This window comes from Micromonospora sp. NPDC048947, assembly GCF_040649495.1.
GTDB lineage: Bacteria > Actinomycetota > Actinomycetes > Mycobacteriales > Micromonosporaceae > Micromonospora > Micromonospora alfalfae.
In genome coordinates, this window is sequence record NZ_JBEZFO010000006.1 from 15,040 (window position 1) to 29,511 (window position 14,472).

At 67.5% G+C, this 14,472-nt stretch carries 15 protein-coding genes; 9 read left to right on the plus strand and 6 right to left on the minus strand.

Translation table 11 applies throughout. The features are described 5' to 3' along the window. Positions 1-1,046: 1,046 nt before the first annotated feature. On the minus strand, positions 1,047-1,820 hold the full coding sequence (locus AB0B98_RS10900) for a hypothetical protein (protein ID WP_357362050.1): 774 nt from the start codon (positions 1,818-1,820) through the stop codon (positions 1,047-1,049). A gap of 395 nt (positions 1,821-2,215) precedes the next feature. On the opposite strand from AB0B98_RS10900, the gene AB0B98_RS10905 reads away from it, so the two are divergent. The 8 genes from AB0B98_RS10905 (at position 2,216) to AB0B98_RS10940 (ending at position 9,774) form a co-directional block, all read left to right on the plus strand. Beyond that, positions 2,216-2,674 (plus strand): hypothetical protein, encoded by a 459-nt coding sequence (locus AB0B98_RS10905; RefSeq protein ID WP_357362052.1) that lies wholly within the window; start codon positions 2,216-2,218, stop codon positions 2,672-2,674. Further along, entirely contained in the window at positions 2,667-3,509 is an 843-nt protein-coding gene (locus AB0B98_RS10910) for a DNA methyltransferase (RefSeq protein ID WP_357362054.1), read from the plus strand. Before AB0B98_RS10905 ends, AB0B98_RS10910 begins: the two co-directional genes overlap by 8 nt. A gap of 508 nt (positions 3,510-4,017) precedes the next feature. Then, on the plus strand, positions 4,018-5,340 hold the full coding sequence (locus AB0B98_RS10915; RefSeq protein ID WP_357362056.1) for a hypothetical protein: 1,323 nt from the start codon (positions 4,018-4,020) through the stop codon (positions 5,338-5,340). 166 nt (positions 5,341-5,506) lie between these two features. Beyond that, positions 5,507-6,535 carry a DUF4192 domain-containing protein gene (locus AB0B98_RS10920; protein ID WP_357362058.1) on the plus strand — a complete coding sequence of 343 codons (1,029 nt, stop codon included), beginning with the start codon at positions 5,507-5,509 and terminating at the stop codon, positions 6,533-6,535. Positions 6,536-6,539: 4 nt separating this feature from the next. Next, positions 6,540-6,992, plus strand: coding sequence for a hypothetical protein (locus tag AB0B98_RS10925; protein WP_357362060.1), 453 nt, complete (start codon positions 6,540-6,542; stop codon positions 6,990-6,992). Positions 6,993-7,243: 251 nt separating this feature from the next. Beyond that, positions 7,244-7,522, plus strand: coding sequence for a hypothetical protein (locus tag AB0B98_RS10930; RefSeq protein WP_357362062.1), 279 nt, complete (start codon positions 7,244-7,246; stop codon positions 7,520-7,522). A 282-nt stretch (positions 7,523-7,804) separates the two neighbouring features. Then, positions 7,805-8,482, plus strand: coding sequence for a GGDEF domain-containing protein (locus tag AB0B98_RS10935; protein ID WP_357362064.1), 678 nt, complete (start codon positions 7,805-7,807; stop codon positions 8,480-8,482). Next, positions 8,479-9,774: a hypothetical protein gene (locus tag AB0B98_RS10940; RefSeq protein WP_357362066.1), complete on the plus strand. Its 1,296-nt coding sequence runs from the start codon at positions 8,479-8,481 to the stop codon at positions 9,772-9,774. Before AB0B98_RS10935 ends, AB0B98_RS10940 begins: the two co-directional genes overlap by 4 nt. A 214-nt stretch (positions 9,775-9,988) precedes the next feature. On the opposite strand, the gene AB0B98_RS10945 is transcribed toward AB0B98_RS10940, so the two are convergent. Next, complete coding sequence (locus tag AB0B98_RS10945) at positions 9,989-10,204, minus strand: hypothetical protein (RefSeq protein ID WP_357362068.1); 216 nt, start codon at positions 10,202-10,204, stop codon at positions 9,989-9,991. A gap of 362 nt (positions 10,205-10,566) precedes the next feature. On the opposite strand from AB0B98_RS10945, the gene AB0B98_RS10950 reads away from it, so the two are divergent. Continuing rightward, positions 10,567-10,914, plus strand: a complete 348-nt coding sequence (locus tag AB0B98_RS10950; RefSeq protein ID WP_357362070.1) for a hypothetical protein — start codon at positions 10,567-10,569, stop codon at positions 10,912-10,914. A gap of 145 nt (positions 10,915-11,059) precedes the next feature. Here the strand turns inward: AB0B98_RS10950 and AB0B98_RS10955 are convergent, their stop codons facing one another. From AB0B98_RS10955 to AB0B98_RS10970, 4 genes are all read right to left on the minus strand, one after another. Next, positions 11,060-11,593: an AAA family ATPase gene (locus tag AB0B98_RS10955; RefSeq protein WP_357362072.1), complete on the minus strand. Its 534-nt coding sequence runs from the start codon at positions 11,591-11,593 to the stop codon at positions 11,060-11,062. A 374-nt stretch (positions 11,594-11,967) separates the two neighbouring features. Next, positions 11,968-12,426, minus strand: coding sequence for a hypothetical protein (locus tag AB0B98_RS10960; protein WP_357362074.1), 459 nt, complete (start codon positions 12,424-12,426; stop codon positions 11,968-11,970). A 228-nt stretch (positions 12,427-12,654) separates the two neighbouring features. Then, positions 12,655-13,362 (minus strand): SDR family oxidoreductase, encoded by a 708-nt coding sequence (locus AB0B98_RS10965; RefSeq protein WP_357362075.1) that lies wholly within the window; start codon positions 13,360-13,362, stop codon positions 12,655-12,657. Further along, positions 13,359-14,279, minus strand: coding sequence for a transcriptional regulator (locus AB0B98_RS10970; protein ID WP_357362077.1), 921 nt, complete (start codon positions 14,277-14,279; stop codon positions 13,359-13,361). Before AB0B98_RS10970 ends, AB0B98_RS10965 begins: the two co-directional genes overlap by 4 nt. Positions 14,280-14,472 lie beyond the last annotated feature (193 nt).

Consider the following 14,472-nt stretch of genomic DNA (forward strand, 5'->3'; position numbering starts at 1 on the left):
GCCTGCCTCGCACAGGCGCAGGCCCGCCGACAGTCCGTCCAGCGTAGGCACCAGCACGTGTCAATCCGCCGAGGCCGAACAGGCTGGATCCGTACAACGCCCGGACGCTGTCGATGCAATCCGTCGCCGTGACCACTACGGCAAGGCTGGCGGGGGCCGGGCGCCTACAGTTCCGGGTGGGTGATGGACCAGGCGAATTGGCTCGGCACGGCCCTGGTTACCGACTGCAGCAAGTGTCCCGACAAGCCCGGCATGGCGGTTGCGACAGCAGCGGCAGGACGCCGTCCAGCAGGTTGGTCGCTCGTCGCCCAAGGCCCACTTCCGATGATTGCCGGGCCGCCGACATGGATTCCTGCCGCTCCGCATAAGGCCAGACATCCGCTACGGCTGCGCCGGTGACCGTTCCGCTGTACGGGCTCCGTCCGGATCGAACGTGACCACTTCCCGGTAGGTCTGAAGTCATCGACGGTTGTGAGGACACATTCGCAGCGCACCGACATGGTGATCTCGGTGCATTCGAAGGGAGTTGGATATGCGTAGAGCCGGGAACATGCTCCGTCGCGTCGCAGCATCGGCAACGCTGGTCGCGGCGCTCTCTGGCGCCGGCGTGGTTGCAGTGGCTCAGCCGGCTGCGGCGGCCGTGACTGTCTCGGGCGATGTTGTCTGCAATCAGGGCACCGGGCCTGTGGTGGGAGTCTGGATTCAGGCAGCCGGGGGATCGGGATGGGCGTCAGGCACGAGTGTCTTCAGCAAGTCAGGCGTAACGCCGCCGTGGACAGTCCATGTCGGCTGCGGCGGGTCGCCGTCGAACTGGAAGTACTCCGTCTACGGCGTGAAGAGCATTTCCTCAACGTTCGCAAACTGGGGCTGTTACCCGTTCGGGCCGCCGTTCCAAGCACCAGGTTGCTACACGCCTGCTAGCTAATTGGCGCAGCGACGCCACGCGCCCGCCGCCGAGCGGAGTCGGTTCGGCGACGGGCGTCATGGCCTCGGGCACGCGACGAGCATTGCCGCCCTGATAGTCGCTGTGCTCGGGTCTTCATCTGTTACGGCGTATCTACCGTATGAGCTTGGCCTGAGGGGCTCGGGCCGGACAGGTCGCCCCGCGTGACGGCGGCGGCTACGACCCGTTCGGCGCGGCGGCGGCGCATCCGCAGGGCTGGTCCGGTCACGCCCTTTTCGGCAGCCAGTTCCTCGATCAGGGCGTCGCCGAACCGGGTGGCGCTGATCAGTTCCGCGGCTTCGGCCGTGATCAGGCCGGCGGCGGCTGCCCGGCCGAGCAGCAGGTCCGGATGCCCGTAAGGCATTCTCGGTGAACGCGACCCGGTGGACAGGTGCAGCGGCAGTTCCTCGCCGTCGTCGGCTCTAACGATCGCGGCTCCAGCGCGCCAGGCCGCCCAGCACAGCCGCAGCCACAGTCGGGGCGGATCGAGGTCCGCACTGCGCAGAGATTGCAAGAAGCCGGCTAGGACTTCGGAGTCGACGTCGTCGGCGTGACGCGCGTAGCCGCGGCTGATCTTCGCCGCGAGGTGCGTTAGCGCGGGCAAGGCCACGCCGATCGCGCCGACGACCCAGGCCGGTCCCCATTCGCGGGCGTGGTGGGCCAGCTGCCGCCACAACTCGTCGGTGCTGTCGCTGTCGTAGCGCCCGAACATGAGCAGCTTGCGTAGCTCGTTCAGCGGCATCGTGGTGTCTGGCAGGCCCGGCACCGGCCGGGCGTCGAACACCAGCGGTGCGGGTTCGCAGGTCAGCAGATCGAAAGCTTTCTCGGCGGTGGTCAGCGCCGTGCTGGCCGTTCTCACGCGGGTGGTCGTTGCCATGGTGATGTCTCCCTTGACGGGGCCGCTTCGCCCGGTGCGAAGGCTCCGAGACCTCCGATTGGGGCAGCCCGGCCTGACAGCATGAGCGTTTGTCAGACCCGGATAGGTCGTGACCGGTCGTGTCAGGTTCGCCATTGTGTTCATCACCGCCGGCACGCTGACGTGGCTGTCAGATCGGCCCGATTGACCGGTGCTGTCAGGTCAGGGACGGGTTCGATCGGCCTGTCAGCGGCGCACTGGGGATCGTCAGTACGTCCGCCGGTTCGGGGGCCACCGCGCCCATGACCAACAGAAACCATCACCGTGCGCCGGTTCCCGTGGGGGACGTGGTGCCCGGCGACCCGCCCGTGCCGATCACTGTCTGGCCGGTCCCCGCCCCGCATGAAGGGGAGACCATGTCCAACGCGATGGGGGTGCGGTTGGTCTACAACCTCACTCACCCGTCCGACCTCATCGTCGATCTGGTCGAAGGACCGCAGTTGGCGCGCGCGATCATCGCGGCGCACCGCCGCAGTCAGCTGCAGGCGACCCGCCAGGTCGGCTGGGGCCGTGAGCCGGCGACGCTGATTGTGACTGGCTGGCCGGTTGCCGACGCCTCTGCGGTCGAGTTCTTCCTCCGCTGCCGCGTTCATCTCGTGGTGGGCGGCTGCGTGGCGGTGTTGCTGGCCCACGGCGACGTCGCCTTGCCGGTCGACGTCGTCATCGCCGCGAAGCGGGCCGGGCTGGCGTACCTGCAGCACATCGTGGCGGCCGATCGGCCGCCCCGGCGTGGTCAGCAGGCGCAGTTGGCCATCCACACCGACGTGCTGATTTTGACCCGCAGCGCGGTAGGGGGCGGGGGCGCCGATGGCTGAGAGCCTGCCGATCACTTCGCTGTGGCTGACGTGCCAGATACCCGCCCGCGACCAGCGGCGAGGCCGCTACGTCCGGGAATCCTCCAGCCATCCGGCCAAAATGTTGCCTCACCTGGCCGCGCACGCCATCAGCAAATACACCGCGCTGGGCGACGTGGTGTTTGACCCGATGTGCGGGTGCGGCACCACGTTGGTGGAGGCCATGCACGTCGGCCGGCAGGGCATTGGGATCGACATCGAGCCCTCCTACACAGCACTCGCCGAGGCCAACGTCGCCCTCGCCGCGTCGCAGGGCGCTGCCGGCACGGCCACGGTGATCACCGGGGACGCCACCAATTTGCTCGACCTGGTGCCCGCGTCTGCGGTCGGCAGGGTGAGTCTCGTGCTTACCTCGCCGCCGTACGGGCGCGGGACGCATGGACTCGTACAGACGTCGAGGACCGGTGTACGCAAGCGGGACCACCTGTATGGGGACCGGGAGCGTGGCAATCTCGCCTATGCGGGGTGGTCCCGCCTGCTCGACGGGTTCGCCTCCATCCTGTCGGCCTGCTATCAGCTGCTGCGTCCCGGCGGATTCGTCGTGATCACCTCCCGGCCGGTACGTCGGCAACGCGATGACCTGATCGACCTGCCCGGCGAGCTGCTCGCCGCCGCACGGTCAGCCGGGCTGGTCCCGGTCGAGCGCACGGCGGCGATGCTCGCCGCCGTCCACGACGGGAGGGTCGTGCACCGGGCCAGCATGTTCGGAATGATGGCGGTCCGCCGCAGCCGCGACGACGGTATCCCCGTGCACCTGGTTGCGCACGAAGACGTGCTGGTCCTCCGCCGTCCTTAGGAGCCTTACCAGGTTCAGGAGTATCGGACCTGGCAAGCCGACGCCGAAGAGGGCTTGACCAAGCCGCTGACGAGATAGCTTGTCGGGCCTCAGTCCCGTCCCGGCAAGTTCTGCTGGGTCAGCAGACCCGATACGAGGTCGCAGGTCGCGGGGCTGTCAGGTTCGGCCAGGAGGCCGTTCCTGACAGCCCCGTCGACGGCGCTCCGGGAGCGGCTAGCTTGAGGACTCTCCTTACTTTCACGTGCCTCTGATCTGACGTCTCGCGCGACGGCATCGCGCCCACCAGCAACGGTCGGCCGCCGCCGCCAGTCTCGGACCTGGCACGCACCAACCCCACGCCCTCGCCTATGCGCGACCAGGGTGCGGCTCATCCATCCCTTCAGGCGACCACCAACCGGTGGCCGCCTCCTTGCTGTCCTACGGAGGACAACATGCGTCGTCCCACCCGACACCTGACAGACGGTGAGGTCCAAGCCGACCTCCGTCACCCCACCTCGCCCGACCTCCTGTGCAGCACAATCCCGGTGGTCGTCGAACCCGCCGACGTGCAACCGGCTCACGTCATGCCCCCTGTTCAGGTGGCTGCACACGCCGGGTTGGCCACGGGCATGCCCTCGGTTTCTACCGACAGCCGGGTGGTGCAGCGATGACCGGCGGGAGCCCGGCGGACCAGGCCCGTGCTCTGCATTCCGAAACCACGGCCGCCGTCGAGCAGCGGACGGCGCTGGCCGTCGAGGCCCGCTCCGTCCTCATCGCCGCATTCCACAGCAGGCTGATTTGCCGGCCGGGATGCGAGGACGCCCTCGCGACATGGGGCCTGGATCCGCTGCCGCAACGGTGGACCATCTCCGGCGAAGCGCAGCTGTCATACACGCGGTCGCACACCAACCATGAAGAGGCCCGCCAGCAAGGGCGCTGGGGTATACCGGACGAACTACGCCAGCTGCAGCCGGCGATTGCCGTCTACCCGCAACACGTCATCCACGTGGCACGCGCACCCGGCGGCGACGCACCTGGGCGGCAGCGGTACACGATCACCGTGCAGGTCATGCTTGACACCTGGGCCACGGCGGTCCGGCAGGCGGACGCGCGCGAGATCGCTCGCACGACGATGGACACCCATCGGCGGGCGCTGGCTGAGGCCGGCATCACCCTGACCACGCCGACCTGGCAGTGCACCGATAGCCCTGACGAGGCCACACCGGACCCCGTCGGCATACATGCGCAACCCGCGGACGTCGCGGTCCAGTTAACAGACGGCGATGAGCTTGCCGCTGCGACGGCGGCGCGTGATGCTGCCGTACAGGCCCTCGCGGGCCTGCGGCGAAGCATCCGGGCTCGTGCGATTCGCGCCCTGGTCGACGACGAGTTCGGCGGCGTACACCAGCACGCGGCACAGCGAGTCAACCAGTTCCTCGTCGACCTCGGCCTCGACCCCCTGCCTCAAGCACACCACATCACGGTGACCGCCGACCTCACACTGCCGGTCGGCGACGGCACCGCCGAGGATGCCGGCGACGCCGCGCGACACAGGATGCGCGCCGCCACCACGATCAACCCGGACGAGGCACGGCCGTGGACCGCGTACGGCTGGAGCATCCCTCAGAACGCCACCGTCGATCAGGACGGATGGCGAATTCATTGGCGGCACGAGTACGAGATGTGGCTACGCGGACACGACACTCCCGCCGACGCCACCACCGCGGCCGAAGCCCTCGTCCGCGCGGACTTGACCCGGGCACTTGCCGGGACCGGCGACTACCTGGTCACGGTGACCGCCAGCGTCGAGAGCCAGGGCATCGATTTCTACCTGGACCCCGACAGCGACTGACTCGTCTGCCGCCGAATCTTTACGCCCCTGAGCAGGCGCCAACGGACTGCCTCCCACGGGCCGCCCTCGCTTGGCACCTGTTTCCGGATCGGCGCTAAGTGCGACGACTGCGCCTTCCCGCCGGCTTTCAACCCCTTTACCGACCCCCCACTGACGGGAGATCAACGTGTCGTTCCCCGACAACAAACTGACGGTTCGATCCTCAGCTGACCTAGCGACCGCAGTGCCGTATCTCATCGGCTTTCATCCCGGCGACGGCAGCATCGTCGTGATCGCCTGCCGAGACCGGCGCATCGTGTTCGCCGCCCGAGGCGACCTCCCAGCCCTCGGATCCTCCGCACATCACCTGCGCGACCTCGCCGCTCACCTCGTCCCGGTGGTGCAGCGGCAGCAGCCGATCACCGACCTCGTTATCGTCGGCTACGGCGCCGAGGGACACATCGACCCGGCACTGCGTGGCGTCGGCGACGCGTTCGCCGCCGCCGGCCTGACCGTGCGGGAACTGCTGCGGGTCACCGAGAGCCGCGTCTTCAGCCTCACCTGCGGCGATCCCGGCTGCTGCCCACCGCAGGGAACCCCCGTCGAACCCACGACCTCGCTCTTGGCCGTGCACGCGACCGTCGCCGGGCTCGTCGCGAGGCCGGACCGGGCGGCAGTGGCCAGCCGCTTCACCACAGTCGACAGCACCGGCGACGGCATCCGACACGCTACGGCGGAGGCGACCGCCCGCATGACGGCCTTGGAGAGCAGCGGCAGCGCCGCGGTGTACGAGGCCGGCCTGCATGCGGTCCGCGGCGCCTTACGACAGCACGACGACGGCAGGGGTCTCTCCGACAACGACGTGGCCTGGCTGACCGTGCTGATGACACACCGGCCCGTGCGAGACCTCGCCGTCGATCTCACTCAACCGCACGACCAGCACGTCACCTTCTGGGCCGAGGTCACCCGCCGCGCCGACGAGGCGCTCGTACCGGCGCCCGCGACCGTCCTCGCGCTCACCGCATGGCGCTGCGGCGACGGCGTGCTAGCCCTCATGGCCGTCGAACGTGCCCTGCAGATCGACCCCGACTACCAGCTCGCCGACCTGCTCCTGCAGGCCCTGCACGCCGGTCTGCCGCCCTCCGTCTACGAGCAGGCGACCACCAGCACCCAACTCAGCCCTTCGAACCCGAACACCCGTACCGAACAGGAGTAACACGGTGGATCCCATTCGCAGCATCCTGCTGTCACTCGCCCGCACCGCCGAAGAAGCCCGACTGCGCTGGCACGCCAACCGCGCCGCCCTGCGCGCCCGCGGAGAAACGCCCACCCGCAACGAGGCATTCGCCTACGACGTCCAAGCAAACCTGTGCCTGATCGCCGCGATCACCGCGGCCAACCTTCCAGCGAACTTCCGCCTCTACGACACCACGCTGTCCCGAGACCCGCTCACGGCAGCCGCGCAACTTCGCCAGGTCGCCTCCGCCTACGACCACAGCGGCCCGATCGAGGCCGCACACGAGGCCGCGCGCGTGGCCTACAAGGCGGCGTTCGCCGACCCACTCACCGCACAAGAGCAGCACTACGTCGACCTGCTCGTCGACCTGTCCGCCGCGCGACGCGACAAGATCATCGAAGTGGCGGAGGAACGCTCTCGCCGCCTGCCGCAATGAGCATCGGCGCACCTGTCGCCGGCACCCCATTCGCCCTTCGGGCCGGGGGCGCAGCAACACACGCTGCACCCTCCTCGACTGCCGCGGAGCAGACCCCGCCGGCGCCCGACAGTGTCGGCCACGGCGGGGGAGTGAGCCACGACGCAACGCACCGCCCGGCGCATCCGCCCACGTCAGCGGCCCACCGCCGCAGGACCTGCTTCGGACACAGGGCGCGCCGGGCATGGGCCGTAACCCCAGGAAAGGAACTGATGAGCCTGTACACCCTCACACCCAAGCCCGGGTTCGAGCGGTACACCATCCAGGTCGGCTGGAACCCCCACCGCACGTACGTCGCCACCGTCGTCGACTTCACCTGGGACCCGGTCACCGAACCCCACCACCAGCCCGACACCATCCAACTCGGCCGGATCGAGACGATTCTCGACCCGGCCGAGGTGCTTATAGCCGTCGCGCCCTACGCCGACATACCAGCCGACCTACCCGCCAAACTCCGCGCCGACCAGGCCGCCCACCCGGTGCGTCGCTGACACCAACTCCCAACTACTTGAGACGTCGCATTGCGCGTCAACGGCCGCAACCAACTCGCAGGCACGCGCCAACACGAGCGCTGCTGACTGAACCGCCCCGATGGCGCCTTCTCGGGAGGTGGCCGTCATCAACGATGCCGTGAGCCCGAGCGGCACGAACCCGTAACCCGGCCCGCCCAGAGGCGGGCCGCCGTCGTATCAGGACCCGGGACGCGCCGCCTGGAAACGACCGCGTCCCGGGTTCTCCATTGAAGGAGGAACCCAGTGTCCCTACCACTGATCATGATCGCCACCGCGGTGGTGGCGCTCGCTCTCGGCAGGCTCACCGCCTGGCCGACGATCCGCAGCCTCCGCACCCAACTCGCCGACGCCACCTGGTCGATGCTCCACGACCCGCTGACCGGAATGCTCAACCGCGCTGGCCTGCAAGCCGCACACGCGACCCTCGCCGAAACCGGCCCCGCACGGCCCATGATCGTCGCCCTGATCGATCTCGACGACTTCAAACGCGTCAACGACACCCACGGCCACGGCCGCGGAGACGACCTCCTCATCCAAGTCGCCGACCGCATCAGTGACATCGCCGCTCTTTACGGAGGCGCCGCCGCGCGGCTCGCCGGCGACGAATACGCCCTGCTCCTGCCGGCCCGCGCCGACGACTTGGACCGCGTCGCCGACACCATCGCCACGATCATCGCCCAACCCGTCGCGCTTCCCGCAGACGGCCGCTTCGCCACGGTCACCATCACCTCCAGCATGGGCCTGGCGCTCGTCGACACCAGCGACCCCTTCACCGAAGTGGCCCTGCACCGCGCCGACATCGCCATGTATCACGCCAAGCAGAACGGCCGGAACCGGCACGCGATCTACCAGCCGGGCATGACGATGCCGCCCGTGCAGCACCGTCGCGGACCGCGCCTGCGCGACCGGCACCAGCCGACCGACGGGGCCACGGCATGACCGCCCCGCACGAAGAGATGGCCTGCCAGATCTGCCTTTCGCCGCTGAACACCCTCGGCATGCCACCCACCTACGTGCACCCGACCCACCTCGCCACCGACGGACACGAACCAGCGCCCGTCCCGGTCAGCCGCCTCGATACCGTGCGCCGCAGCTGCGACTTCTGCGGCGACCCGTACCCCATCTGGACGCTGCAAGGCGGCGAGGCGACCGCCATCGCCATCGGCCCCACTGCAGGACTGGTCCAAGACTTCGGCGACTCCTGGGCAGCATGCGCGGCCTGCCAAACCCACATTGACGAGGGTCGCAACGACAAAGTCATCGACCGTGCGGTACGGGAACTCGGCCTCACCCACCAGCCACAGGCGCGACAGCGAATCGAGGAACTTCACCTCGCATTCCTCAACGCCCGACTCCCCGGCCGAACGCTCATCACGACGACCACCTGGCCGGCAACAACCATCGCCGCCGTAGAGCTGCCCAAGGTCCGTGACCGGCTCACCCGCTTCTACCGAGGTACCGACAACCTGCCCGCCACGCTCGGAATCACCGACACACGTCAGCAGATAGCCGCCGGCCTCGAACGATCACACCTGTACTGGATCGACAACGATTTCACCGACCTGGCTGAACACGCCGCAGTACAGCTACCCGACGTACGCATCAGCCGCGACCTCATCCCCTCGGCCGACGGAATGCTCATCTGGCCCCGGCCAGTGACACACCGCCAACTCACTGCCGCATCCTGGACCACCACCACCCACGGCCGGACAACAATCCTCTACCGCACCATCGGCGGCGGACTGCACGGCAAACCGCTGCAACGGCTACGCGAACAGGTCGGCTGGCTCGCACCGACGAGCGCAACCCACCTCCCCGAACAGCATTCGACACCCGGTGACCATCCGGCGGCAGCGCTGGTCGCGACGTGGCTGCTAATCGCCCAGCAAGCTGCAGACGTCACCGCGGCACGAGTCGACAGATCCGTCGCCAAGACCTACGCCCGCACCAATCGGCCCCTACCCGAGGTGCGCATCGTGCGGATACGCGGCCGCCGCACCAGTCCAAGGCCGGACGCCGAGAAGATGCCAGGCAACCCTGGGGACCCTCAGGCCAGTCGATCCTGGGTCTCCGGACATTGGCGCAACCAAGCCCACGGCCCTGGCCGATCGCTGCGCCGCCCCGTCTACATCCACCCCTTCCTCAGGGGTCCCGACGATGCGCCGATCAAGTTGAGCACCACCGTACGCATGCTCAGCAGCCACCATCCCAAGCCCCAAGATCGTAAGTAGATGGCGATGTCGGCGGTGGAGCGGCTTCGTCCGTCCCGCCGCCGACATCGACGCCTGCTCGTCCGAGACTGTGGGCCATCCACTAATAGGCAGGAGAAGATGGGTCATGCCCGAGGCCTTCGTAGCAGAGCCACCGTGAGCGGTGTGTGGTCGGCCGGCAGCACACATCGAACTCGTCGCACCCGGTACTCAGCCCGCAGACTGGCCGCGCTGGTCACCGGCGCAGCGCGACGCCTACAACGCCGCGCGACAGCGCGACGGAGGCCAGCAGTGGTGGCTGCTGTTCTCTGGGATCGAGGCGGGCAACGGACTCGGTCGATCGGTGGATCTGGCCCATGCGGATCGGATCGCCGTCGCCTTTACCCAGCCGTATCTGTACGCCGCCGTTACCGGCGCAGGCTTCTACGACGATGCCGGATTCTGCGGTCAATGGGACGGCCCCGTTTTGCTATCACCATTGGAACGTCTCCAGCACTGGCTACGGAACCTGCCATCGGGGCCACGGCAAGAGCCTCGATCCGCACTGGTGGCCCGACGATCTCTAGGCCCATAGAACCAGCCAGCCAGCCCGGCCCATGAAGACGATCCGTGAGGACAGAGCGCTGCGATATCGGCGACCGTACAGATGGTGAGTTGCTCGTAGCGGCACATCAGACTGTGTGCGTGTGCCCGCCCTGGCACCCCGTCAACCTCTGCGGCGGCGGGGAAAACGCGACGAGCTCGCCCGCACACTGGAACCAACCGCTGCATATAAGAATCGGCACTGCCCGCACCGCCTGCGAGAATTCGTCTGTGACCGGCATCCAGGGACTGACACCAGCGGAGTACTTCGTACTCCATGACTCCGATGGCTGCGCCACGCTACCCGAGATCCTTGCGACCTGGATGGACAACGGGAATCGGTCCCGACGCCTTGAGGAGGCCGTACCAGACCTCGCGAAAGCGATCATGTCACTAGTGCGTGGCGGCCTGGTCGAAGTGCGCCGCTTCGAACTCTGGCCGGCAGGTTGGGGCCAAGGCGTCAGGGTGACGGTGGAGGAGCTGAAGGAGGCGAGTTGCCAGGCGAGCAGCTGGTTGCCTGACGCGCAAGCCAGGTTGCTCGTCGTCGGTATCACAGAGATCGGCGGGGCCTGGCTCTGACCGGGGCTGCTCGCACCGTGCCCGATGCAGCGGTTAACACCGGCCTACAAAGGCGCGTCCGGCACCGCCGCCTGAACGCTCCGTGCTCGCTGACTATGCAATCCGGCTACCCACGGTGTAGGTCAACGCGATTCCCACGCTGACCTTAGGCCCCTGGGCTTCCCCCGGTAGCTCGTAGGACGATCTGCATGGCGGCTTGGGCGGGAGTCAGGTGCGTGGTGTCGACGACCTCGGCCTCGGCATGCAGCCACGTGCGGGCCGCCTCGTCGTAAGGCACGAGGTACCTGAGACGGAACGGCGACGGAACGGGGTGTTCTCCCTCGATACGTCTGCGAAGGGTGTCTTGATCAGCGTGGAGGACAAAGTGCCTTACCGGGATGGCGTGTTGGGCGAGGCCCGTACTGATTTCGCGCCAGTACTGCTCGACCAGGACAGTCATGGGTATTACCAAGGTGCCGCCCGTGTAGTCGAGCACGCGGCGGGCGGTGTCGACGACGAGCTGCCGCCACGGCGGCCAGTGCTGGAAGTTGTCCGTCTCTGGCAGCCCCGGCGTGATGTCCATGAGCGTCTCGCCGACCTTCTCGGCGTCGAACACCCTTGAATCCGGGATCAGTTGCTGCACGAGCGAGCTGGTCGTCGTCTTGCCCGCGCCGTGGGTGCCGTTGAGCCATACGATCACGGGACACGTTAACGCGCGTGGGCAACCGGACGATTTGCAACGGACCTGTAAGCGAGCTTCAGGCAGCGAGGCAGCAAAGAGGCAGCTCGAGCGCCGGCACTGGTCGGCCTCGAATGGCAAGCGACGAGGGCCAGCACCTGCTCGTTGACGCGTGCCACCGCCAGTTGGCAGCGGTCGACAGCGCGAGACCGCATCCCCACGGCGGGGGTCGGCTCGGTCGCCTTCGAGACGGCTGCTGACAGCAACCGCGCCGGACGCCAGGATGCTGACGAGTCCGGGCAGGACAAGCTCCGAGCTTGCAGCCGGTCCTCGGACGAGCTTGGACGGGGCGCGCAGAGCTAGTAAGGGTGTGCTCAAGCCCAATTCGGTGTGAGTCACCGGCTGCGATTCCAGAGCGAGGCGCTGGCGAGGGCCGCGAGGGTCCGGCGTTCGAGGGTGACGGCGGTATCTCTGTCAGGCGTTGAGACCCAGCTGATGTGAAGGTCTGCGTGATGGATGGCCTCTTGAGCCCAGGCGGTCGCCCTACGTGGGTGCCCTGCCTCTACCTCAGCCACTCGCTCACGTAGCCACTCGACGTCAGCGAGAGCGCGGTCGAGGGCTGCCTCGCCGAGTCCGCTAACGGCCGCCTTGCCGCGGTGGTAGACCGTGAGACGGCCCTGGATCCCCTTGCCCCGGCGCTCGCCAGCCATCTCGACATAGGCGAGCGGTCCGGTGGCCGTCTGGCGTGCCAGGTAGACGCCGGGCAACCGTGGCGCCTGCTGAATCGCTAGTTCGAAGGGCGTCCACGGGGACCAGGCAGCGAGGGCGGCGATTATGCCGAAGGCGTCTGCCATCTTCGGATGCTGCACCCTGGCCACGCGAACGAGCAAGCGGTGCGCGTGGCAGCCATCCGAGCCCGCAAGTCAGCCGGAAGTCAAGCACGGCATGCTAAAGCGATGCCTAACGAGCCTCTAGCATCAGTTCTTCTGGCACCTGCGCTCGGCTCATAGGCAATCTCATTCACGTCATGTGTTGATCACGCAGAGGTAGCTCAGTGCGGCACCGCCTACCTGGCGGTGCCGCTACCAGTCGAGTCGCCGTCGCTGGTAAAAAAGTTCCCCGGTCGGGCCGTCTGACGGCAGTGTGGCAAGCCATACGAACGTGTCCGCAGCTTCGTCGGGCGTGGAGTTCGCCTTTCCGTAGGCCAGGCGAGTGTCGACCTTTCCCGGGGACGCCGCGTTCACCAAGATGCCGTCGTCCTTGAGCTCAGCTGCGAGGATGCAGGTTAGTGCGTTCACCCCAGCCTTGGACACTCGGTAGGAGACACTTCCGGTTCCCATCTCGCCGAAGGTGCCCATGTGGCTGGTGACATTGACGATCCGGCCGTACCCGTTCTTCTTCATCTCAGGGATGGCAGCGGTACAGCAGCGCCAGGTCCCCGTGATGTTGGTGTCCAGGGTGGCTCGCACCTTCTCGATGTCGGCGCTGGCCGCTGCCTGGCCTCGGTCGATGGCGATGCCGGCGTTGTTGACGAGGATGTCTAGCCGGCCGTACTGGTAGCCCACGTCTGCCATGGCACGAGCGACGCTTGCCGGATCGGCGATATCTAGTTGCTGGCCGGAGGCGGAGAGTTCATCCGCGAGTAGCTCATCGGCGGCCCGATGTGCGGCTTCCTCGGTGCGGGCGGTGACGACCACGTGGGCGCCGGTCTCGGCTAAGCCGCGGGCGATGGCTTTGCCGAGTCCGCGATTGGAGCCGGTGACAACTGCGACCCTATTGGCCTCGCTCATGTCAGCAGACTACGCACGCGTTCATCCAACGCCCCTGCGGCGGGGTGTCGATGCGCCATGAGGCGACCATGGATGTCCAGCAAGCGGCGATGGTTGCGCACGGATCGGGTGGCGACGACATCTGGAGCAGCCTGGGCAACGAGGCCGCACGCTTGCTCGACATCTCCGAGATTCAGTACGGAATCAGCGCGCCAGATCAGATAGGTTGCGCGGTCCCGGCTGCGCTCGGCCGGTTGGAGTGCGAGGGTCTGCTGAAGCCAGTAGTCACTGGCATGGTGGCGCTGCAGGAGTAGGTAGCAGGCCGCAACCTGGGCGGCGTATTCCGCATGATCAAAGTAGCTGGCCCAGGCTGGGCTTGCTTCATCATCAGCGCGTGACATTTCTGTGTCAGCCTCTGCGAGTCGGCGCTCGCACGCTACCGATTCACCAAGCACTGCGTGTGTACGAGCCAAACGGGTAGTGAGCATCGCTCGCACGCGGGCGGGCGCGTCCTTCGCCCCAGCTCGCGCAGCATCGGCCAAACGGAGGGCCTCGGTGGGGCGTTCCGTGTCGACCCGCTGAAGGCTCATGCACTTCAGGATGTTCGCGCCTGCCGCTCGGTCGGCTGCGGAGTGGGCAGCGTGGAGGGCCGCAAACCAGTAGCGCTCGGCCGCCGCGTGGAATCCTGCATCGAAACTAGCCCAACCAGCGATCCGCCCCAACTCGGCGGCGACAACCAGCAGGCGATTGCCGGCAACCTCCGAGTAACTGCTGTGGCGCAGGAGATCCGTTACCAGCCGAAGCTCAGCGTCAACCAGTGACCGCACGCTCCCGCCGCCGAGGCTGGCATCCATGCGGCGCAGGGCCGGCAGTCGCTGTTCAAAGCAATCTAGGAGGTCTGTGTCGACGCGGCCTCCCTCAAGCGCTGCGTTGATCATCGGAGGCTCGGTTGCGAGCCACCGTTCGGCTATCGCAGCGGCTAACCCGGCCTGCATGATCAGAAACCCTCGGCGATCTAGCACTGCTGGTCCTGCAGTGTCGTCAAGCAAGGCGACTGCTCCGTTGACGGTCCAGGGCGCTGACGTGCTGATCGCGGGACCGGTAGGGAGCCAGTGGGGCCACCCGAGCGCC

Excerpts from the sequence above, each read along its gene's own strand:
- AB0B98_RS10935 (WP_357362064.1), top strand. The coding sequence starts at position 7,805 with ATGATCGCCACCGCGGTGGTGGCGCTCGCTCTCGGCAGGCTCACCGCC.
- AB0B98_RS10960 (WP_357362074.1), bottom strand. The coding sequence starts at position 12,426 with ATGGCAGACGCCTTCGGCATAATCGCCGCCCTCGCTGCCTGGTCCCCG.
- AB0B98_RS10970 (WP_357362077.1), bottom strand. The coding sequence starts at position 14,279 with ATGATCAACGCAGCGCTTGAGGGAGGCCGCGTCGACACAGACCTCCTA.
- AB0B98_RS10910 (WP_357362054.1), top strand. The coding sequence starts at position 2,667 with ATGGCTGAGAGCCTGCCGATCACTTCGCTGTGGCTGACGTGCCAGATA.
- AB0B98_RS10900 (WP_357362050.1), bottom strand. The coding sequence starts at position 1,820 with ATGGCAACGACCACCCGCGTGAGAACGGCCAGCACGGCGCTGACCACC.
- AB0B98_RS10965 (WP_357362075.1), bottom strand. The coding sequence starts at position 13,362 with ATGAGCGAGGCCAATAGGGTCGCAGTTGTCACCGGCTCCAATCGCGGA.
- AB0B98_RS10940 (WP_357362066.1), top strand. The coding sequence starts at position 8,479 with ATGACCGCCCCGCACGAAGAGATGGCCTGCCAGATCTGCCTTTCGCCG.
- AB0B98_RS10905 (WP_357362052.1), top strand. The coding sequence starts at position 2,216 with ATGTCCAACGCGATGGGGGTGCGGTTGGTCTACAACCTCACTCACCCG.
- AB0B98_RS10930 (WP_357362062.1), top strand. The coding sequence starts at position 7,244 with ATGAGCCTGTACACCCTCACACCCAAGCCCGGGTTCGAGCGGTACACC.